The organism is Ilumatobacteraceae bacterium (assembly GCA_033344875.1).
GTDB lineage: Bacteria > Actinomycetota > Acidimicrobiia > Acidimicrobiales > Ilumatobacteraceae > Ilumatobacter.
In genome coordinates, this window is record JAWPMO010000001.1 from 2,108,115 (window position 1) to 2,129,090 (window position 20,976).

The window sequence follows — 20,976 nt, forward strand, 5'->3', positions numbered from 1 at the left end:
ACTTCCGCGCGGATTGCCCGGCGGACCGGGGCACCGCTCAGTCGCTGCGACGCTCGCGGTACCAGGCGATGGCGGCGTTGGTGCTCGAGTCGTGAACCGACGGATCCGGTTCGTCGGTCAGCTCGGGGGTGATCTGGTTCGCGAGTTCCTTGCCGAGCTCGACACCCCACTGATCGAAGCTGTTGATCCCCCAGATCGTTCCCTGCACGAACACGATGTGCTCGTAGAGCGCGATCAACTGGCCGAGCACCGACGGGGTGAGCCGATCGGCGAGGATCATCGTGCTCGGACGGTCGCCCGGGAAGTGACGATGTGGCTCCTCGGTGTTGATGCGACCGAACGCGAGCGCCTCGGCCTGCGCGAACAGGTTGGCCATCAGCAGGTCGTGGTGGTGCTGGTACGGGTGGTTCGGCTGTGCGAACCCGATGAAGTCGGCCGGCACCACCCGGGTGCCCTGGTGGAGCAACTGGTAGAAGGCGTGTTGGCCGTTGGTCCCCGGCTCGCCCCAGACGATCGGGCCCGTGTCGCCCTGGACCGGCTGTCCGTCGACATCGACGCGCTTGCCGTTGGATTCCATGTCGAGCTGCTGGAGGTACGCCGGGAACCGGGCGAGTTCCTGCGCGTACGGCAGCACCGCCTTCGTGTCGCGTCCGAGGACGTCGGCGTTCAGCACGCCGATCATGCCCATCAACACCGGCGCGTTCTCGGCGAGCGACGCCGTGCGGAAGTGCTCGTCGATCGTGTGGAAGCCGGCGAGGAACTCACGGAACGCGTCGGGCCCGATCATGATCATCACCGACAGCCCGATCGCCGAATCGACCGAGTAGCGGCCGCCGACCCAGTCCCAGAACCCGAACATGTTGTCGGTGTCGATCCCGAAGGCTGCGACCCGTTCGGCATTGGTGGACACGGCCACGAAGTGCTCGGCCACCGCCTCCTCGCCGAGCTCGTCGACCAGCCACGTCCGGGCGGTGCCGGCGTTGGTCAGTGTCTCGATCGTGCCGAACGTCTTCGACGCGACGATGAACAGCGTCGACTCCGGCCGCACCCGGTCGAGCACCGCGTGCACGTCGGCACCGTCGACGTTCGAGACGAAGTGGGCGCGCAGCCGGGGGTGGGAGAACGACGCCAGGGCTTCGGCCACCATCGCCGGGCCGAGATCGCTGCCACCGATACCGATGTTGACGATGTCGGTGATGTGTTCGTCGTCGCGAATCCGCTCGGCGAACTCGGACATCGAGTCGAGCACCTCGTGGACACCCGGCACGACGTTCTCGCCATCGGCCGTGATCACCGCGTCGGCAGGGGCCCGGAGCGCGGTGTGCAGCACGGCCCGGTCCTCGGTGACGTTGATGTGTTCGCCGGCGAACATCGCGTCGCGGCGGGCGGGAACGCCTGCTTCGGCAGCCCATCCGACGAGCGCGGTCACCAGCTCGTCGTCGATCGGCTGCTTCGAGTAGTCGATGCGCAACGAACCCGCCTCGACCACGTAGCGCGCGCTCCGGTCGGGGTCGCTCCCGAACAGCTCGGCCAACGTTCGATCGACGACGGCATCGGACACGGACGTGGGGATCGTGCTCACGACACCGACGCTACCGACCCCCGCGGCGCGGCCGCGTCGTCGAGGAACGCCCACGTCGAGGACGACCGCACGGCCGTGATCGGCAGATCCGGGTCACGGAGCAACCAGCGCTCGACCATCTCCTGCTTGGAGCCGCCGACCGTCAGCACCGCTCGCGATCGGGCGCCGTTCACGACCCGACGGGTGAGGGTCATCCGGCGGACCCCGTGGAACTCGGGCACCAGCTCGACGGAACGTTCCGAGTCGATCGGAACGGCGTCGCCCGGTGGCCACGACGCGGTGTGACCGTCCTCACCGAGGCCGAGGTGCACCACATCGAGACGTTCGGGAAGACTCATGGCGTACTGGCGTGCACCTCGTCGCAGGTCCGACACCGTGACGGGCATCAACCTGACTCGGCACGGCAGGACGGCGAGCTGAACGGCGTTGCGCCGGTCGTCGCCGTCGGGTGCGACCCGTTCGTCGACCTGCCACACCGTGGTCGTCTCCCACGGCACGTCCTGGTCGAGCAACGCGGCGATCATCGGCGGCGCGGTGCTGCCACCGCTCATGGCGAGGAACGCCTCGCCTCGCCGCCGGTGTGCATCGCGCAACCGGCGTGCGATCCAGACCGCCGCTCGCTCTGATGGATCGGGACCCACTCGGATGTCCATGGGCCGAGTGTTGCATCTTCCACGACGATCGTGGGGCGCGAGCCCTAGCGTTGCGGCGTGGATCGTCGAGAACTCCGAGGGCTCCAGGCAGCGATCGTCGCCTACACCCTGTGGGGTCTGCTCACCGTCTACTGGAAGCAGCTCTCCGGCCTCGATGCCGTCGAGTTGATCGGGTGGCGGGTGGCGACGGCAGCCGCGGTCATGGCCGTCGTCGTCACCGGGCTGCGACGCTGGTCGAAGGTGATCGGAGCCCTCCGCGACGCTCACCTGCTCCGTCGCATCGCGCTCGCCTCGATCCTGCTGACGGCCAACTGGACCACCTACGTGTGGGCGGTCGTGAACGACCGGGTGATCGAAACCGCGCTCGGGTACTTCCTGGCGCCGCTCGGGACGATGGCGCTCGGCGTGACGCTGTTGGGCGAGACCCTGACCCCGCTCAAGCGCGTGTCGATCGGCTTCGCCGGGGTCGCCGTGGCCGTGCTGACCGTCTCGTACGGACGCATGCCCTGGGTGGCGCTCCTCCTCGCCGGATCGTGGTCGTGGTACGGGCTCACCAAACGACGTGTACCGCTCGACCCGATCGAGAGCCTGGCGAGCGAACTGTTCGTGCTCGCGCTCCCGGCGCTCGGGCTCGTCGCGGTCGGCTGGTTCCGGACCGACGGCATCCCGTCACAGGCGACTGGCGCCGACTGGGTGTTCCTGTTCGGCACCGGCGCCATCACGGCGATCCCGCTGCTCATGTTCGCGTTCGCGGCCCAGCGGGTCCCGTTCACCGTGCTCGGTCCGGCGAACTATCTCGTGCCGCTGATCAACTTCCTGCTCGGCTGGCTCGCGTTCGGCGAAGATCTCCCCCGGTCGCGCGTCGTCGGCTTCGCCCTCGTGTGGGTCGCGCTCGTTCTCGTGACCGCCGACATGGTTCGGAACCGTTCGTCGACCGAGCATCGCGTCCCCGTTCCCATCCGTTGAGAAATCCCCGATCCGGCGGGCGGCCCTGTGCCAGAGTGGCCCCGTCGGCAGCAGATCTGCCGTGATCGGAAGGAACCCCATACACATGCGAAAGAAACTGTTCAGCACCCTCGCCGCGACGGCGGTCGTGGTCTCCGCCTGCGGTGGCGGCGGAGGCAAGCAAGGCGAGGTCGCCGACATGTTCATCGACCTGGCGTCGGACGAAGGACTCGAGCTCGATCGGGGCTGCGTCGAAGACGCCGCCGATCGGCTCTCCGACGATGATGCCGCGGCGATCGTCGAGGCCGGCACCGAGGGCACCCCGGATGTGAGCCCCGAGGCGGACGAGATCGGCGAATCGATCTTCAACTGCGTCGACGCCAGCTCGTTCGTCGACAGCATCGTCGCCGGATACGAAGGCGACGATTCGATCGATGTCGATTGCCTGCGCGACGAGCTCGAGGGCCTCAGCACGCCCGACGAGATCCAGGACAAGGCGTTCGACATCGCGCTCGCTTGCAGCGGCTGACCGCCTGACACCACTCAGCGGGGCGCGACCAGCGTGCCGTCGAAGAAGCGCTCGAGCGCATCGACGGCGGCCGTGTAGCGACTCGGATCACCGGCCACGTTCGTCATGCGGGCCAAGCCGGTGAGCACGGCACCCAAGAGGTCGGCGAGTCCGGTCTGATCGACATCGGGCTGGAGTTCGCCGGCCTCGGCCGCGTCTGCGACCAAACCGGTGAAGAATCGTTGATGCCGTGCGCGTTGCGGTGTCAGCAGTTCGAGCAGGTCGGGATGTCGTTGCGTCTCCTGGGCGACGGCGACGATGAATCCGGCGATCGAGGCGTCCTCCAACTGGAGTTCGTTCGCCCGCCGGAGCACGGCACTGAACCGGGCCAGCAGGTTCGATTCGCGGGCCGCCGCCTGCTCGAACTCGGTGTAGACCAGGTCGATCACGTCGCAGTACACCGCCGCATACATCGCCGCCTTGGAGTCGACGTAGTGGTAGATCGCGGTGGTCGTGATGCCGACGTCGGCCGCGATCAGCTTGTTGGTGGTGGCCCGATAGCCGTCGCGAGCGAACCGCTCACGGGCCGCTCGCAGGATCGAGCGACGTGTCTCGTCGGAGTTGCCCGCAGGTGGTCGACCGACTCGGCCGCTGCTCCCCATGGGGGCACGGTAGCGGTCCACCCCACTGCGACGCCGCACCGAACGACGTCCGGCAGGCACGCAACGCTGGCAGACTGTTCACATGAACGCGGACGCAGATCTGTCGCTCGATCAGCTGGTCGAACTCGAACGGATGCAGACCGAAGCCGCCGACGCCGACGCGGCGGCCGTCGCCGCAGCGGCCGACGACGACGGTTCGGTGGTGCTGCCGTGGTGGCAGCACCCGGTCAACATCGTCACGCTCGTCGTGACGGCCGCCATCCTCGCGGGGATGATCGGCTGGATGGTCGGCGACAACGGATCGCGCATCGAGCACAACGACGTCGACACCGGCTTCCTCCAGGACATGCGGGTGCATCACGAGCAGGCCGTGCTGATGGGCATCATCTATCGCAACCTGCCCGACACCGATCCCGGACTGCGCACGGTCGCACGTTCGATCGTGACCGGTCAGAGCCTCGAGGTCGGCCGGATGATCCAACTCCTGCGCATGTTCGGCGAGAGCGAGGTCAACGAGACCGACACCGCGATGGTGTGGATGGGCATGGCGAGCGGCGTCGAGAGCATGCCCGGCATGGCGACCGACGACGAACTCGATCGACTCGGCCGACTCGACGGTGAAGCGGCCGACGAACTGTTCGTCGACCTGATGACCCAGCACCATCTCGGCGGCATCGACATGGCGGAGTACGCCGTCGCCAACGGCGCCAACGACGAGGTCGCGCAGATGGCCGCATCGATGGCCTCGGCCCAACGGGGCGAGATCGCGGAGATGCTCGGCCTGCTCGAGTGACCGACTGAGCCGCACCTGAAGGCGACCGACCGAGGCGCGGGGCACTCCGTACACTCGAACTCATGTCCGCAGGTACGCGAGGGACACGTCGAACACTGGGCGCCTGCGCCGTCGTCGCTGCGGTGCTGCTCTCCGCCTGCGCTCCCGACCCCGGCGTGGTGAGCATCTCGGTGGCACCCGCACCGGTCGCTCCGGCGAGCGACCGGCCGACGGCGACGACGGCCCCCGAATCGCCGACGACCACCACCGTCACCACCACGGACGATTCCACGTCGACCTCGGCGGCACCGACCACGGCACCCCCGCCGACGCTCCCCCCGATCGTCGAACCCGAACTCAACACCGAGATCCCGCTCGAGAACGTCGTCGACGTCGACGCATCGAAGCCCGTCCGCGACTACGACGCCTTCCTCGCCGTGGCGCTGACCGACATCGACCAGTGGTGGTCACGGGTCTTCCCCGAGGTGTACGGGGAGCCCTACGTGCCGCTCGAGGGTGGGGTCTACGCCGGCTACCCCGAACGGGAGACCGCACTCCCCGGTTGCGGCGAACCGACGACCGAGTACGAGGATCTGGCACTCTTCGTCGCGTTCTACTGCGAGTTCGGCGACTTCATGGTCTACGACGACGACAACCAGGACGTGCTCGCGCCGCTCGCCGACGAGTTCGGCGCCGCGGTGATGGGCATCGTGCTCGCCCACGAGTACGGCCACGCGATCCAGGCCCGGATCGGCGCCCTCGACCGTCGCCTCGCGACGATCCTCACCGAACAGCAGGCCGACTGTTTCGCCGGCGCATGGACCGGCCAGGCGTACGACGGCGAGTCGGAGCTGTTGCGCCTCGGCGACGCCGACGTGCGAGCCGGGTTGATCGCCATGCTCAGCGTGCGCGACCCGGTGGGGACCAGCCAGTTCGTGCCGGGCGGTCACGGTTCTGCGTTCGATCGGGTCGGAGCGTTCCAGGTGGGGTTCCTCGAGGGCCCCGGTCGATGTGCCGAACTGCTCGACGAGCCGCTCAGCCTCGTTCCGAACCAGTTCCAGGGCGGCGCCGACGCGATCCTCGAGGGCAACGCCCCCTACGTGTGTGAGGACCTCCGCGATCTCGGCTTCAGCGAGGAGCAGATCGCGAACTGCACCCCGGCGCCCGAGTTCCTCGCCGATGACCTCAACGACTTCTGGGTCACCGCGTCGGGCGACACGTTCCCCCAGCTCCAGGTCGTGCCGACCGACGACCTCGATGCGGTCGTGTGCGACCGCCCGGTCCGGCTGGCCGACGAGGTGCTCGTGTGCGCGGAGACCGACACGATCGCGTACGACGAGCCGGCCGTGGTCGACCTCTACCGCGAGTTCGGCGACTTCACGCTCGGCTACTTCTACGGGATCGCATGGGCCGAGGTGGCCCAACTCAACCTCGGGAGCACGCTGACCGGCGAGGACCGATCGCTGCTCAACGACTGCTTCACCGGCGCCTGGGTGCGCGACATCACGCCCGATGCCAACGGCCGCACCGCACGCGGGCAGGACACCGACGGGGACGGTTTCCAGGACACCGGCATCAGCAGCTCGGCCGGCGACCTCGACGAGGCGATCCGGATGGCGATCCTCGAGGGCGACGACGGTGCCAACGTCGACGAGTTCGGGACGGCGTTCGAGAAGATCGCTGCGCTGCGGATCGGTGCACTGGGCGGGCTGGCCGCCTGCCAGGCCGAACTCGGCTGAGCCGCTCCGATCAGACGGCGGGTTCGTCGCCGGCCGGAGGAATCAGAGGTCGTCGACCGGTTCGACCGTGGTGGCCGGTGCCGGCTCGGTCGTGGTGGTGGTCGTCGTCGCCGGGGCGCTGGTCGACGTCGTCGTCGGTGCCGACGTGGCGGGCGGAACGGTCGTCGGGGCCACCGTCGTGGTCGTGGTGGTCGTCGTGGTGGTGGTCGTCGTCGTGGTCGCGTCCGGGTCGGGCTGGTCCCAGCGCATCTTCATCGCCTCGGCCGACTGATCTTCCGGTTCGGTGATGCCGTCCCAGATCAGCACCTTGTCGCCGAGCTCGAGGATCGACTGCATCTTGCCGCCGAGGTACTGCGACACCCGGATGCAGCCGTGCGACGCCGGTTGCAACGGGACGTTGTCGGCGCCGTGGATGGCGATGCCCTGATTGATGTAGATCGGGTTCATCATGCCGCCGAGCGGCCCGTTGCGATTGCCCTCGATCTTGCGGTACGCCGTGAACACACCAGGCGGGGTGTACGAGTGGCCGATGACCGCCTTCACCTCCGGCTCCGGCAGCGGGTTGCCGTTGATGTCGGTATCGATCGTGATCGTCTCGCGGTACTGCGCCGCATTCTCGTACCACGGCGTGAACGCCGTGGCGTTCGGCGCCAACTCGCCGGTGGCGACGTGGGCCACCAGTGCGGGTTCGTCGCCGTGGAACACGACCATCACCTGTTCGGGCAGGTAGACCTCGGTGTGATCGGCGAGACCACCCGTCGGACGACGCGGCTTGACCTTGATCGGGTCCTGCATGCGGTCCCACACCTCGGCGGTCACCCTGCCGGTCGCTTCGGCGCGCGGCACGCCCATCACCAGCTTCTCGAAGGCCCACACGGCCTGCGTGGTGAGGCTGCCGAAGTGGCCGTCGATCGGGCCCGGGTCGAAGGCGAGTTCTGCCAGACGGGCCTGCACGCGCTCGACGTCGTCACCGAACGACCCGTTGGAGAGCGTTCCGGACAGCGGCACCTTGACGACCGTGTCGGGCGTCTGCTCGGTCGCGGTGTACGACTCGGGCGGCGTGGTGCCGACGACCGAGACCGGCACCGACGACCCATCGCCGAGCGTGACGGCGGGCACCGTGGTGTCGCCGGCGTCGTCGCCGCCCCATCCGCTGATCACGCTCGCCACGACCACGGCCGCGAGGAGACCACCTGCGGCGCCGATGGGCAGCCAACGAGCGACGGTGTTGGAGGAGGGGGACTTCTGAGCGTTCACGAGATACGGGATCCAGAGCGGGCGGCGTGGACGGGTTCACGCTACCAATGCGACAACACATCGTGACCCGCGGATGTTCCACGGCGGGCCCGATATCTTCGGCCCGATGGTCGGACCGGGGTTACCGCTCGACGCGCTCGATGTCGTGGAGGTCGGCCCGCAGTGACCACATCTCACGCAGGATCGTGCCGATCACTCCCGGCGAGCTCAGCGTGGACTCCCCGCGGGTCCGGGGAAAGTAGTCGACGCCCATCTGCATGATCTCGTAGCCGAGGCGTGTGGCCCGGATGACCAGCTCGGCGTCGATGAACGACCCCTCGCTCTTCAGTTCGACGTGGTCGAAGATCCGCGTGCGCACGAGCTTGAACGCAAAATTGATGTCGCGCACCTTCACACCGAAGAATGCCTTGATCAGCCCGTTGTAGACCCACGTGTACACGGCGCGCAGCGAGCCCTCGCCCGTGCGGTCGAACCGGTAGGCGCTGATGATGTCGACCTCGTAGTCACGCAGCAGGCGGACGGCCCGCGACACCTCCGCCATGTCGAACGGCAGATCAGCGTCGGTGTACAGCACGAGATCGCCCGTGGCGGCGGCGAAGCCGGTCTTCATCGATCCGCCGAGCTTGCGGTTGCGCTCGTGGTGGATCACCCGGATGTGGGGGTCGGCGGCCGCCATCCGGTCGGCGATCGCTCCGGTGGCATCGGTCGACTTGTCGTCGATGACGATCAGTTCGTAGTCGCGGATGTCACCGGCGGCGATGAGGTCTTCGCAGGCGCGACGACCGAACGTCAGTGCCCGTTCGATGTAGTCCTCCTCGTTCCACATCGGATAGAACACCGACAGCTTCTCGAAGACCTCCCGCGGCGCATCCATGAGGGGCGAGGGTAGTCGGGCAGGCCCGCGCCGCCCTGATATGACCCGCTGCTCCTAGAGTCGTGGCGTGTCCGAGCCCACCGCAGCTCCCGACGGGACCCCGTCCCCGACCATCGATCGACCGGCCGAGTCCGAACGGCGCACGACGGCGCACCCCCGCCCCCCGCGCGCCGGTGATCTGTCCCTCGGGTGGCGGGCGATCACGGCCGGCACCTGGATCGGCGTCGTCGTCGGATTCGCCGCCGTCTGGAACGCGAGCGTGCAGCTCGGCCTGTCGACGTGGTGGCTCGGCCCGCGCGCCGATCCACAGCCGACCGTCGTGCAGTTCACGCCGTTCGTCGCCCCGGTGCTGATGCTGTTGGCGACGATCAACCAGGTCCGATGGCTCGCCTGGTGGGGGCTGGCCGCCGCGACCGTGGTCGCCGGCTTCGCCGTCGGCGACGTCGACCGTGTCACGTCGTTGGCCCTCGTCGAGTTCACGATCGCCGCCGCCGCTGCAGTCGTCTCGATCGCATCGTTCACCGGGACGTACCGGATCGCGGAGGCCGAGCCGGACGCGGTCGAGGCGAGCGAGGCGACCGACACGACCGTCACGAGCTAGCGACCCCGGGGCTTCGACCAGATAGGTTCGATCGCCATGTCGAAGGTGCTCATGTCCCTCCCCGTCGGCGACCGCGTCGGGATCGCGTTCTCCGGAGGTCTCGATACGTCGGCCGCCGTTGCCTGGATGCGCGAGCGAGGTGCGATCCCGTACACGTACACGGCCGATCTCGGCCAGCCCGACGAGCCCGATCTCGACGGTGTCCCCGGCCGCGCGAAGCAGTACGGCGCCGAGGAGGCCCGGCTGGTCGACTGCCGCGCCGAACTCGTCCGGGAGGGCCTGATGGCCCTCCAGTGCGGGGCGTTCCACATCCGCACCGCCGGCAAGACGTACTTCAACACCACCCCGCTGGGCCGTGCCGTCACCGGCACACTGCTGGTGCGGGCGATGAAGGAGGACGGCGTCGACGTGTGGGGCGACGGCTCGACCTACAAGGGCAACGACATCGAGCGCTTCTACCGGTACGGCCTGATGGTCAACCCCGACCTGAAGATCTACAAGCCGTGGCTCGATCCGGCGTTCGTCGACGAACTCGGCGGCCGCACCGGGATGAGCGAGTTCCTCCAGGCTCGCGATCTGCCGTACCGCGACTCGGTCGAGAAGGCCTACTCCACCGACGCCAACATCTGGGGTGCCACCCACGAGGCGAAGGCGCTCGAAGAGCTCGGCACGGGCATGGAGATCGTGACCCCGATCATGGGCGTTGCCCACTGGGACCCGGCGGTCGAGATCCTGCCAGAAGACGTCACGATCCGGTTCGAGGAGGGCTGGCCGGTCGCGATCAACGGGCAGACGTTCGAGTCGCAGGTCGACCTGGTCAACGAGGCCAACACGATCGGCGGCCGGCACGGCCTCGGCATGAGCGATCAGATCGAGAACCGCATCATCGAGGCCAAGTCGCGTGGCATCTACGAGGGGCCCGCGCTGGCGCTGCTCCACATCGCCTACGAGCGGCTGGTGTCGGCGATCCACAACGAGAACACGATGGAGAACTACGCCACGATGGGCCGGCGCCTCGGCCGGTTGCTGTACGAAGGCCGCTGGTTCGACCCGCAGTCGCTGATGCTCCGCGAGCCGCTGCTGCGGTGGGTCGGCGCGGCGATCACCGGCGAGGTCACCCTGCGCCTGCGGCGCGGCGACGACTACTCGATCGTGAACACCGAGGGCGAGAACTTCACGTACGAGCCCGACCGTCTCTCGATGGAGCGCGTCGAAGACCAGGCGTTCGGTCCGCTCGACCGCATCGGTCAGCTCACGATGCGCAACCTCGACATCACCGACAGCCGTTCCAAGCTCGACGTGTACCGCAACGTCGGCACGCTGGGCGGCGGCGGTCTGCTCGAACTCGACCCGAACCGCGACGCCGACTGACACTGCGGCCACGCCGGGCCGACCCGGTCCGAACGCGCCTTCGCCGTCTACTGTCGCTCGCATGAGAGCAGTCGTGTGCAAGGAATTCGGAGCACCGGAGGCGCTGGTCGTCGAGGAGATGGACGACCCCACCGCCGGCGAGGGTCAGCTGCTGATCGAGGTGAAGGCGTCGGCGGTCACGTTCCCCGACACCTTGATGATCGAGGACAAGTACCAGTTCCACCCGACCCCGCCGTACATCCCCGGCGGCGAGGCGGCCGGTGTGGTCGCCGGCGTCGGAGACGGTGTCGAGGGTTGGTCGGTCGGCGATCGTGTGGTCGGTGGCCTCGGCACAACCGGGGGCTACGCCGAACTCCTGGCGATCCCCGCCGCAACTGCACGTCGGCTGCCCGAGTCGGTCGATTTCGCCGTCGCCACCGGCCTCAACTACGCGTACGGCACGACGCTGTACGCGCTCAAGCACCGGGCCCACATCCGACCGGGCGAGACGATGCTGGTGCTCGGCGCCGGCGGTGCGCTCGGCGTGTCGGCGGTCGAGCTCGGCAAGCTGCTCGGCGCCCGCGTCATCGCCGCAGCCTCCACCGAGGAGAAGCTCGACCTGTGCCGCGAGCGCGGTGCCGACGAGACGATCAACTACGCGACCGAGAACCTGAAGGAGCGCGCCAAGGAGCTGACGGGGGGCAAGGGCGTCGACGTCGTGTACGACGGTGTCGGTGGCGACAAGGCCGAGCAGGCCCTGCGCGCGATCGGCTGGGAGGGCCGGTTCCTGGTGATCGGCTTCACGGGCGGTATCCCGTCGATCCCGCTGAACCTCACCCTGCTGAAGGGCTGCCAGATCGTCGGCGTGTTCTACGGCGCGATGGCCGCCCGCCAGCCCGAACTCAACGCCGAGATCAGCGACGAGTTGATCCAGCTGGTCGCATCGGGCGACCTGCGGCCACACGTGTCGGCCTCGTTCCCGCTCGAGGGTGCCGGTGAGGCGATGCGTTCGCTGATGGATCGCACCGCGGTCGGCAAGGTCGTCATCACGCCCTGAAGGTCGGGAGCGCCGGTCACACCAACCGGCGCAGGATGCCCTCGATGAGGTCGACGCGGCCGGGCATCGTGTCGACGATGACGTGCTCGTGGTCGGCGTGTGCCCCGCCGCCGACCGCGCCGAGACCGTCGAGCGTCGGCACGCCGATCGCCGCGGTGAAGTTGCCGTCACTACCGCCGCCGACGGACACGCCGCCCACACCGGGCATCGCCGCCTCGGCGAGCGGGAACAGCGTGGCCGACGCCGATTCGGGCATCGGCGGCCGGCCGATCTCGCCGAGCACGGTGATCGTGGCCTCGGGATCGACCGGGGCGAGCGCTGCCATCAGCGCCTCGACCCGCTCCTTCTCGGCGGCATTCGTGACGCGGCAGTCGACCTTGATGCGGGTCTCGGCCGGCACCACGTTGTCGGCGGTGCCCGCGTGGGCGACCGTGGGCGTCACCGTGGTGCCGGCGGCGGCGTCGCCGAACCCGGCGATCGCCAGCACCTGGTGTGACGCCTCGATCAGCGAGTTGACCCCGGCCTCGGGTTCGAGCCCGGCGTGCGATGCGCGACCGTGGATCACGACCTCGAACGTGCCGCAGCCCTTGCGACCGGTCTTCACGGCGCCGCCGTCGGCGCTCGGCTCCAACACGAGCACGTTGCCGCACGCTTTCGCGCGCTCCTCGAGCAACGCCCGCGACGTGCCCGAGGCGACCTCTTCGTCGGCGGTGAACAGCATCTCGATGCCGGTCGTGTCGTCGAGCGCGGCGACCGCGTGGATCGCCTGCACGATGCCGGCCTTCATGTCGAACACGCCGGGTCCGGTGGCCTTCCCGTCGGCGACGGTGAACGGCCGCTGTGCCAGGGCACCGAGCGGGAAGACGGTGTCGTGATGCCCGAGGATCAGTACCTTCGGCCCGCCGCCACCGTGCCAGTGGACGTGCGGCCCGGCCGGTCCGTCGACGAGTTCCGGACGGATCCCGGTGCGCCGTTCGATCAGGTCGGCCAGCGTCGCCGCCGACTCGGCGAGCGCAGCGAGTTCGAGCGAAGGGGACTCCACCTCGACGAGCGTTCGGAGGTCGGTGATGAGCATGTCGAGATCGGCCACGGCCGCCACCGTACAAGCCCGACCGAGCGCTCCGCCGAGCGGTCGCTGCGCGTCGACACCCGATTCGCACCGCGCGGATGCCACGATGCTCCCCATGGCTCGACGCACCATCGGCATCACCTCGATCGCCGCCCTGCTCCTCGCGGCGTGCTCAGGGGGCGACGACGCCGCACCGTCGGCGACCAGCACCACGACCACGATGACCGCACCGGACACGACGGCACCGACCGACGCACCGGAGACGACCGAGCCGCCAGAGCCCGAGACAGCGGTCTTCGCTGCCGCCGACTTCGTTGTCCGGCCTGGCACCGAACAACTCACGATCACCGGCGCCGACGCCGGCCGGACACTCACGGTGTACGACGCCGACGGCACCGACGTCGCGTCGGGGACGGTCGACACGGAGGGGGCGCTGATCTTCCGTCACCTCGATGGCGGCGCGACCTACACGGTCGGCGACGATGCCATCCACAGCGAGCCGACGACCACGCTCGATCGCGACGAGCACCCGGCGCGGGCGTTCTACGCGGAACAACGGCTCCCGACCGACGGGCTCGGCTACGTCACCACGCGTGACGGCACGACGCTGTCGGCGAGCGTGTGGCTCCCCGGACCGGTCGAGGACGGCCCCTACCCCACGGTCGTGGAGTACTCGGGCTACTCGCCGAGCGATCCGGACGCCGCCGGGTTCCCCGACGTCTTCACAGCACTCGGCTACGCCTACGTCGGCGTCAACATCCGAGGCACCGGGTGCAGCGGCGGTTCGTTCCGGTACTTCGAGTACGCGCAGAGCCTCGACGGCTACGACGCGATCGAGACCGTCGCCGCCCAGCCGTGGGTCCAGGGCAACCGGGTCGGCATGGTCGGCGTCTCGTACCCGGGCATCAGCCAGTTGTTCGTCGGTCAGACGCAGCCGCCCGGCCTCGCGGCGATCACCCCGTTCAGCGTGCTCGCCGACAGTGCGATTTCGACCCTCTATCCCGGCGGGATCCTCAATACCGGCTTCGCCGTCCCGTGGACCGAGGAGCGACTGCGCGAAGCCGAGGCCGAGGGCCAGCAGTGGGCCGCCGACCGGATCGCCGCCGGCGACGACGTGTGCGACGCCAACCAGGACCTGCGACTGCAGAATCCCGATCTGCTCGCCGAGATCACGGCGAATCAGTACTGGACCGACGAGGTCGCCGGCGAGATCTCGCCGCGTCTGTTCGTCGATCGGATCACCGTGCCGACGTTCGTCGCCGGGGCATGGCAGGACGAGCAGACCGGCGGACACTTCGCCACGATGCTCGACCGGTTCACGGGCACCGAGCATCTGTACGCGACCATGATGAACGGACTCCACACCGAGTCGATCGGACCGGCCGTGTTCCCGCGACTCGTCGAGTTCCTCGACCTGTACGTCGCCGAGCGCACACCCTCGCTGGCGGTGGCGCGCAGCGTGGCCCCACTGCTCGCGCAGCAGATCTTCGAGACCACCGATGTCGACCTGCCACCCGACGACCGGTTCGCCGGCATGAATCACGCCGAGGCACTCGCTGCGTTCGAGGCCGAGCCGCCGATCCGGGTCCTGTTCGAGCAGGGTGCCGCGGAAGGTCGCGGTCCTCGCACGCCCCTCCCACGGTTCGAAGCGGCATTCGACGCCTGGCCGGTGCCGGACGCCGCGGTGCGGGCCTGGTACCTCACCGAGGACGGGTCGCTCGACGACAACGCCGAGCCGGACGACGGAGAGTCGTCGTACCTCGCGCTCCCCGACGCGACACCCGCGACCTGGTTCGACGAGGCGTCGGGCAACATCTGGTCGGTCGACGTGACCTACGACTGGCCGGAGGGCGGCCCCGGCACGTTCGCCGACTGGTTGACCCCACCGCTCACCGACGACACGGTCGTCGTCGGGTCCGGTTCGGTCGACCTCTGGATGGGGTCCGACTTCCTCTCCGGACCGGCCGGCGACACCGACGTCGAGGTCACGATCACCGAGGTCCGCCCCGACGGCCAGGAGGTGTACATCCAGAGTGGCTGGCAGCGTGCCTCCCAGCGAGCGCTCGACGAGTCGGCATCGACCGATCTGCGCCCGGTCCACACCCACCGTGAGGTAGACGCCGAACCGATGCCCGACGGCGAATTCGCGCTCGTGCGCGTCGAACTGTTCCCCTTCGCTCACGCTTTCCGCGCCGGCAGTCGCATCCGGCTGATCGTCGACGCTCCCGGTGGTCAGCGGCCGATCTGGGAGTTCAACACACTCAGCGGCGGCGAGGAGATCACGATCGCGCACGGAGGCGAGTTCCCGTCGAGGGTCGTCCTGCCGGTCGTCGACGGGGTCGACGTGCCTGCCGCGTACCCGCCCTGCGACGTGCTGCGCGGCCAGCCCTGCCGTCCGTTCGCCGGCTGAGGCTCGCGGTGGAGGTGGCGACGCCACCTGGCTGCCGGCACCCCGACTGCGCTTGACTGGTCGGGATGGACCATCGAGCCGAGCTCGCCGAGTTCCTGCGGGCGCGCCGCGACGCGGTGACGCCAGGGCAGGTCGGACTGCCGATCGGCACGTCGCGCCGGCGCACGCCCGGTCTCCGACGCGAGGAGGTGGCGATGCTCGCCGGGGTCTCGCTCACCTGGTACACGTGGCTCGAACAGGGGCGGCGCATCAACGCGTCGCCCGACGTCCTGAGCGCGATCGGCCGAGCGCTGCGTCTCGACGAGGCCGGCGTCGAGCACCTCCTGGCGCTCGCCCAGCCGTCGGCCACACCCGTCGAGGGACCGCAGGAGGCGCCCTCCGCGCTCGTCCGGCTGATCCAGTCGATGGAACCGGCACCCGCCTACGTGCTCGGCCCGCGGTGGGAGTTCCTCGCCTGGAACTCAGCCCAGGCCCGCCTGTACCCGCGGATCGAGGAGCTGGAAGGGCTCGAGCGCAACCTGCTGTGGGTCCTGTTCGCCGATCCGGCGACCCGCGACCTGATCGTCGACTGGGACATCCACGCCCGCCAGGCATTGGCCGAGTTCCGGGCCGGCACCACCTCGCTGCGTGGCGACGACCGGTTCGGTGAACTGCTCGACCGCCTCGGCGCGACGTCGCAGGAGTTCTCGACCTGGTGGTCGGAGCACGACGTGTCCCAGTTCGAGACGCGGATCCGCCGCTTCCGTCATCCGGCCGCCGGCACGCTCACGTTCGAGTACCAGCAGCTCGCCCCGGTCGAGTGGCCGGGCCTGCGCGTCACGTGCCAGTTACCCGTCCCGGGCGACGACAGCGCCGAGCGGCTGGCGGTTCGTCACTACCTGGTCTGACGACCGGCTAATTTCTCGCGGATGTCACGCCTTCGGCGTCACTTCGAGCAGTTGGTTCGGCCAGCGGACATCCGCATCGACGGCGATCGTCCGTGGGACGTCCGCGTCCACGACGACCGGCTCTACCAGCGGGTCCTCGCCCACGGCACGCTCGGTCTCGGCGAGGCATACATGGACGGCTGGTGGGACTGCGATGCGCTCGATCAGATGATCGAGCGGGCACACCACGGTGAGATCGCTCGGCGCCTCGTGTCGCCCACGACGCTGCTGCGCGTCGCCGAGGCGAAGATCCGCAACCTGCAGCGCGGCGATCGCGCCTACGAGGTCGGACGCCGCCACTACGACATCGGCAACGACCTGTACCGGCGCATGCTCGATCCGCGGATGATCTACAGCTGCGCGTACTGGCGCAGCGCCGACGATCTGGCCGCCGCACAGGAGGCCAAGCTCCAGCTGATCGCGAACAAACTCGACCTCGAACCCGGGATGCGGGTCCTCGACATCGGCTGCGGATGGGGCGGCGCCGCCCGATTCCTCGCCGAGCGGGCGGGTGTCACGGTGGTCGGCATCACGGTGTCGCAGGAACAGGCCGCGCTGGCGCGGGAGACGACCGTCGACCTGCCGGTCGACATTCGCGTCCAGGACTATCGCGAGGTCACCGAGCGATTCGATCGCGTGTACTCGATCGGCATGTTCGAACACGTCGGTGTGAAGAACCACGCCACCTACATGCAGACGGTCCGGCGCTGCCTCGACGACCCGACCGGGTTGACGCTCCTCCACACGATCGGCGGCAACCGGTCGGGCTCCCGCACCGAACCGTGGATGGACCGGTACATCTTCCCCAACTCGGTCCTGCCGTCGGCGGCGCAGGTCGCCGCCGCCGCCGAGGGTGTGCTCACCATCGAGGACTGGCACAACTTCGGCCCCGACTACGACCGCACGCTGATGGCATGGCACGCGAACATCAGCGCGGCCTGGGACGACCTCCCCGCCTACGACGAACGGTTCCGCCGCATGTGGGACTTCTACCTGCTCGTCTCGGCCGGCGGGTTCCGAGCCCGGTACCTCCAGCTGTGGCAGGTGGTCCTCAGCCGCGACGGTCTCCCCCTGCCGTATGCACCCGCCGGCATCCGCTGACCCGAAACACAGCCGTCATGCGCCCGTCGCCCACCGGGAACATCCGCCGCCCACGATGTCCCCATGACCGACACCATCGTCATGACCGACGCCATCGTCGTCGCCGCCGATCACCCGTCGCTGGACGACCAGGTCGGCACCTTCGTGGCGACGCTGCGGGAGGAGCCGCGCTACTTCGGGCCGGCGGCACGACGGAACCCGAAGCCGTTTCCGTCGCTGCTCGCCGAACTGCAGCAGCACGGTGGCTTCCGCCTCGCATCGATGGAACACGGGCGCATCACCGGACTCGTCCGCGTCGACGAACTGGGTGTCGTCCACATCGCCGTCGCCGCCGAACATCGCGGCCACGGGACCGGGAGCTTGCTGCTCCAGGCCGCGATCTCACGTGCCGCACAGCTCTGCTTCGGCCGACTGGTACTGCACGCGACGCACCGCAGCCGGGCCGTCCGTCGCCTCGGCGATCGGCTCGGTTGCACGACGGTCGACCTCGGCCGCGGCCGCCTCGACCTCATCCTCCCGGTCCCCACCCCGGCCGCACTCCCGGCCTGACAGGGCCACCGGCCGGGGTCAGGGTGACCAATCGGCCGGCAGTTCGCTGCGCCAGGGTGGATCAGCCCCGCGACGGGTGACGACGACGCCCGCCACGTGGTTCGCGGCTCGAACCGCTGCGACGAGACGATCGACGTCGGCGGTGTCGTCGCGGCCGGATCCCGACGCGACCCACCACGACAGAAAGCCGGCACCGAACGAGTCGCCGGCACCGATCGTGTCGATGACCTCGACCGAACCCACCTCGACGACCGTGTCGCCGGCCGCGGTCAGCACGTGCACCCCGTCACCGCCACGGGTGACGAGCGCGGCGGACGGTCCGGTCTCGAGCAGCGCCCGAGCGGTCACGAGCGGGTCGACGCCCGGCGACAGATAGTCGAGGTCCTCGTCGCTGACCTTGACGACGTCGGCGCGCCCGATCACGCGGGCGACCCGTTCGACGTACGACGTGCGATCCGCGATCACCTTCGGTCGGCAGTTGACGTCGACCATCACGAGCTGATCGGCCCGGCTCGAGCCGATCGCCGCTTCGACGGCGGCGGCCATCGGTTCGAGTACCAGGCCGAGTCCTCCGGTGAAGATGACCGGACCGTCGACCGATTCGGGAGCGATCGACGACAGCGCCGGTGCCGAGGTCCCGTCGATGTAGAACCGGTACGTGGCGGTGCCGCCGGCGTCGAGCTCGGCCGCTGCGAGGGTGGTCGGCAGCCCGACCCGGACGAGCGACGACGTGTCGACGCGATCGTCGATGAGCTGGGCCGTGAGCATCGAACCGAAGCGGTCGTCGGACACCGCCCCGACGAAGCGGACATCGGCACCGAGTCGTCCGCAGGCGCTGGCGGTGTTGAAGGGGGCGCCTCCGAGTTTCGCGTCGACCTGGCCGGCGGGCGTGATCACCAGGTCGATCAGTGCTTCGCCGATGACGGAGATCATCCCTGCATCTTGCCAGGGCCCGACACCCGGGCGCGAAGCTCCTCGATCACCAGCGCCACCGTGTCGCTGCGCACCGGATCGCGATGCACGATCGAGATCATCCGGTGCAGACCCCGGTCGCCGGTGACCGTGACCTCACGCACCCCCGCCGGCGCGCTGCCCACGATCAGCCGCGGCACGAACGCCGGTCCGAGGCCGTTGGCGACCAGGGTCATCGTGACGGCGTAGTCGGTCGTCTCGAACGCCACGTCGGGGACGAACCCCGCGGCGCGGGCGGCCCACTCGAGCGCCACCTGGTTCTGGGCGTCTGGCGGGCCGGACACCCAACGTTCACCGGCGAGCGCCGACAGCGCGACACCGTCGGCGGCCCAATGGGCGGTCGGTACCAGCAGCACGAGATCGTCGCGGAGCAACGGTTCGGCGGCGAGCGGTGGCGGCACGCTGACGTCACTGCCCGAGTAGGCGTGCGTCACCATCACGTCGAGTCGGCCGGCCACGACGTCGGCGAACCCGTCGGGTGGTTCGCGGTCGATCAACACCAACTCGAGCCCCGGCCGAGCGGTGAGGACCGACGTGAGCACCGGTGGCAGGAGGAACTGGGCCGCCGTCGAGAACGCACCGATCCGCACGGTCGACGGCGCACGGGCGGTGAGCCGGACCTCGTGGGCGACGCCGTCGGCGAGGTCGAGCAGGTGGCGTGCCCGGTCGTGGAGCACCTCGCCCGCGACCGTCGGGGTCACCCCGCGGGGATGCCGGGTCAGGAGCTCGACCCCGAGTTCGCGTTCGAGCGCCGCGACGTGTTGTGCGATCGCGGGCCCGGTGTAGCTCAGCTGGTGCGCCGCGGCGTTGAACGAGCCGAGGCGGGCGGTGGCGACGAACGACCGCAGGTGGTGCAACTCCACGACTGCAAACCTTAGCTATGCAGTCACATAGCTTTGATGACTGGCACTTTCCACCCAGTTCTCCGAGAATGGGTCGGTGCCCGAGACCGACCACCGCCCGATCGCCACCGTGTCCCCCGACGACGTCGAACGGGCGGCCGAGTCGATCTCGGCACACGTCCGCACGACGCCGATCGTCGAAGTGCCCGGCCAGGAGATCGGGGTCGACGCGACGCTGGTGCTGAAGCTCGAGTTCCTCCAGCACAGCGGGTCGTTCAAGGCCAGGGGCGCCGCACACTTCGTCGCCACCCAGCCGATCGCAACCGACGGCATCGTCGCCGCGTCCGGCGGCAACCACGGCGCCGCCGTCGCCTGGGCCGCACGCCGCTCGGGCCACCCCGCTCACATCTTCGTGCCCACCACCGCCGATCCCGCCAAGGTCGCCCGACTGCGGGGCTACGGCGCCACGGTGCACGAGGTGGGCGAGGTCTACGGCGAGGCGTTCGCCGCCAGCCGCCGGTACCTCGACACCCACGACGCCACCTCGATCCACGCGTACGACGACCCGGTCGTCGTCGCCGGCGCCGGCACGTGCGCCCGCGAACTCGATCAGGCCGCGCCCGATCTCGACGCCGTCGTGCTGGCCTGCGGTGGCGGCGGACTCGCCGGCAGCACCGCCGCCTGGTACGGCGAGCGAACCGAGGTGGTGGCGGTCGAGACGACCGGCACCGCGTCGTACGCCGCCGCCGTCGCCGCCGGCGAACCGGTCGACGTCGACGTGTCGGGCCTCGCGGCCGATGCACTCGGCGCCCCTCGCATCGGGTCCACCCCGTTCCGGGCGCTCCGAGCGGTCGATGCGACCAGCGTGGTCGTGTCCGACGACGCGGTGGCCGCCGCCAGGACCCATCTCTGGAGCTGGCTCCGGATCGTCGTCGAGCCGGCCGCAGCGGCTCCACTCGCCGCGCTGATGTCGGGCGCGTGGTCGCCCCGGTCGCCCCACGGCCGGGTGGGCATCGTGCTCTGCGGCGCCAACACCACCCTCGATCTCGCCCCGCCGTCGACCGAGACACGTACCGGGGCGGGCCCGACCGATGAGGCAGACTGAAC

Annotated in this window: 20 protein-coding genes; 12 read left to right on the plus strand and 8 right to left on the minus strand. The window is 69.5% G+C overall.

The genetic code is table 11. The features are described 5' to 3' along the window. Positions 1 to 37: 37 nt before the first annotated feature. Positions 38 to 1,582, minus strand: coding sequence for a glucose-6-phosphate isomerase (gene pgi / locus R8G01_10005; protein ID MDW3214320.1), 1,545 nt, complete (start codon positions 1,580 to 1,582; stop codon positions 38 to 40). Beyond that, on the minus strand, positions 1,579 to 2,235 hold the full coding sequence (locus tag R8G01_10010) for a 6-phosphogluconolactonase (protein MDW3214321.1): 657 nt from the start codon (positions 2,233 to 2,235) through the stop codon (positions 1,579 to 1,581). The genes pgi and R8G01_10010 overlap by 4 nt, the downstream gene beginning before the upstream one ends. Before the next feature lie 57 nt (positions 2,236 to 2,292). Between R8G01_10010 and rarD the strand changes: the two genes are divergently transcribed. After that, entirely contained in the window at positions 2,293 to 3,201 is a 909-nt protein-coding gene (gene rarD, locus R8G01_10015) for an EamA family transporter RarD (protein ID MDW3214322.1), read from the plus strand. Positions 3,202 to 3,286: 85 nt separating this feature from the next. Further along, positions 3,287 to 3,709 carry a hypothetical protein gene (locus R8G01_10020; GenBank protein ID MDW3214323.1) on the plus strand — a complete coding sequence of 141 codons (423 nt, stop codon included), beginning with the start codon at positions 3,287 to 3,289 and terminating at the stop codon, positions 3,707 to 3,709. Positions 3,710 to 3,723: 14 nt separating this feature from the next. Here R8G01_10020 and R8G01_10025 read toward each other — a convergent pair whose 3' ends face one another. Next, positions 3,724 to 4,350 (minus strand): TetR/AcrR family transcriptional regulator, encoded by a 627-nt coding sequence (locus R8G01_10025; GenBank protein MDW3214324.1) that lies wholly within the window; start codon positions 4,348 to 4,350, stop codon positions 3,724 to 3,726. A gap of 82 nt (positions 4,351 to 4,432) precedes the next feature. Between R8G01_10025 and R8G01_10030 the strand changes: the two genes are divergently transcribed. Both R8G01_10030 and R8G01_10035 read left to right on the plus strand, forming a co-directional pair. Next, positions 4,433 to 5,143: a DUF305 domain-containing protein gene (locus R8G01_10030; protein ID MDW3214325.1), complete on the plus strand. Its 711-nt coding sequence runs from the start codon at positions 4,433 to 4,435 to the stop codon at positions 5,141 to 5,143. Between the two features lie 62 nt (positions 5,144 to 5,205). Then, positions 5,206 to 6,861 (plus strand): hypothetical protein, encoded by a 1,656-nt coding sequence (locus tag R8G01_10035; GenBank protein ID MDW3214326.1) that lies wholly within the window; start codon positions 5,206 to 5,208, stop codon positions 6,859 to 6,861. A 42-nt stretch (positions 6,862 to 6,903) separates the two neighbouring features. Here the strand turns inward: R8G01_10035 and R8G01_10040 are convergent, their stop codons facing one another. After that, a complete protein-coding gene (locus tag R8G01_10040; protein MDW3214327.1) occupies positions 6,904 to 8,118 on the minus strand; it encodes a L,D-transpeptidase family protein in 1,215 nt (404 codons plus the stop codon). A 121-nt stretch (positions 8,119 to 8,239) separates the two neighbouring features. Then, positions 8,240 to 8,992, minus strand: a complete 753-nt coding sequence (locus R8G01_10045) for a glycosyltransferase family 2 protein (protein MDW3214328.1) — start codon at positions 8,990 to 8,992, stop codon at positions 8,240 to 8,242. 67 nt (positions 8,993 to 9,059) lie between these two features. Here R8G01_10045 and R8G01_10050 point away from each other — a divergent pair, with 67 nt between their 5' ends. The 3 genes from R8G01_10050 (at position 9,060) to R8G01_10060 (ending at position 12,000) form a co-directional block, all read left to right on the plus strand. Further along, positions 9,060 to 9,593 (plus strand): hypothetical protein, encoded by a 534-nt coding sequence (locus tag R8G01_10050; protein MDW3214329.1) that lies wholly within the window; start codon positions 9,060 to 9,062, stop codon positions 9,591 to 9,593. A gap of 36 nt (positions 9,594 to 9,629) precedes the next feature. Continuing rightward, positions 9,630 to 10,964 carry an argininosuccinate synthase gene (argG, locus tag R8G01_10055; GenBank protein ID MDW3214330.1) on the plus strand — a complete coding sequence of 445 codons (1,335 nt, stop codon included), beginning with the start codon at positions 9,630 to 9,632 and terminating at the stop codon, positions 10,962 to 10,964. A gap of 61 nt (positions 10,965 to 11,025) precedes the next feature. Then, the gene (locus R8G01_10060) at positions 11,026 to 12,000 is read left to right on the plus strand and encodes an NADPH:quinone oxidoreductase family protein (GenBank protein ID MDW3214331.1); all 975 of its coding nucleotides are present in this window, start codon (positions 11,026 to 11,028) and stop codon (positions 11,998 to 12,000) included. Between the two features lie 16 nt (positions 12,001 to 12,016). On the opposite strand, the gene R8G01_10065 is transcribed toward R8G01_10060, so the two are convergent. Beyond that, on the minus strand, positions 12,017 to 13,090 hold the full coding sequence (locus R8G01_10065; protein ID MDW3214332.1) for a M20/M25/M40 family metallo-hydrolase: 1,074 nt from the start codon (positions 13,088 to 13,090) through the stop codon (positions 12,017 to 12,019). A 94-nt stretch (positions 13,091 to 13,184) separates the two neighbouring features. Between R8G01_10065 and R8G01_10070 the strand changes: the two genes are divergently transcribed. From R8G01_10070 to R8G01_10085, 4 genes are all read left to right on the plus strand, one after another. Then, on the plus strand, positions 13,185 to 15,479 hold the full coding sequence (locus tag R8G01_10070) for a CocE/NonD family hydrolase (GenBank protein MDW3214333.1): 2,295 nt from the start codon (positions 13,185 to 13,187) through the stop codon (positions 15,477 to 15,479). A 65-nt stretch (positions 15,480 to 15,544) separates the two neighbouring features. Then, complete coding sequence (locus tag R8G01_10075) at positions 15,545 to 16,366, plus strand: helix-turn-helix transcriptional regulator (GenBank protein ID MDW3214334.1); 822 nt, start codon at positions 15,545 to 15,547, stop codon at positions 16,364 to 16,366. A 21-nt stretch (positions 16,367 to 16,387) separates the two neighbouring features. Then, positions 16,388 to 17,506, plus strand: coding sequence for a cyclopropane fatty acyl phospholipid synthase (gene cfa / locus R8G01_10080; GenBank protein ID MDW3214335.1), 1,119 nt, complete (start codon positions 16,388 to 16,390; stop codon positions 17,504 to 17,506). A gap of 63 nt (positions 17,507 to 17,569) precedes the next feature. Next, positions 17,570 to 18,055, plus strand: a complete 486-nt coding sequence (locus R8G01_10085; GenBank protein ID MDW3214336.1) for a GNAT family N-acetyltransferase — start codon at positions 17,570 to 17,572, stop codon at positions 18,053 to 18,055. An 18-nt stretch (positions 18,056 to 18,073) separates the two neighbouring features. Here R8G01_10085 and R8G01_10090 read toward each other — a convergent pair whose 3' ends face one another. Beyond that, positions 18,074 to 18,988, minus strand: a complete 915-nt coding sequence (locus R8G01_10090) for a carbohydrate kinase (GenBank protein ID MDW3214337.1) — start codon at positions 18,986 to 18,988, stop codon at positions 18,074 to 18,076. After that, a complete protein-coding gene (locus R8G01_10095) occupies positions 18,985 to 19,890 on the minus strand; it encodes a LysR family transcriptional regulator (protein MDW3214338.1) in 906 nt (301 codons plus the stop codon). The genes R8G01_10090 and R8G01_10095 overlap by 4 nt, the downstream gene beginning before the upstream one ends. A gap of 76 nt (positions 19,891 to 19,966) precedes the next feature. Here R8G01_10095 and R8G01_10100 point away from each other — a divergent pair, with 76 nt between their 5' ends. Further along, positions 19,967 to 20,974 carry a serine/threonine dehydratase gene (locus tag R8G01_10100; protein MDW3214339.1) on the plus strand — a complete coding sequence of 336 codons (1,008 nt, stop codon included), beginning with the start codon at positions 19,967 to 19,969 and terminating at the stop codon, positions 20,972 to 20,974. The last annotated feature ends 2 nt before the right edge of the window (positions 20,975 to 20,976 follow it).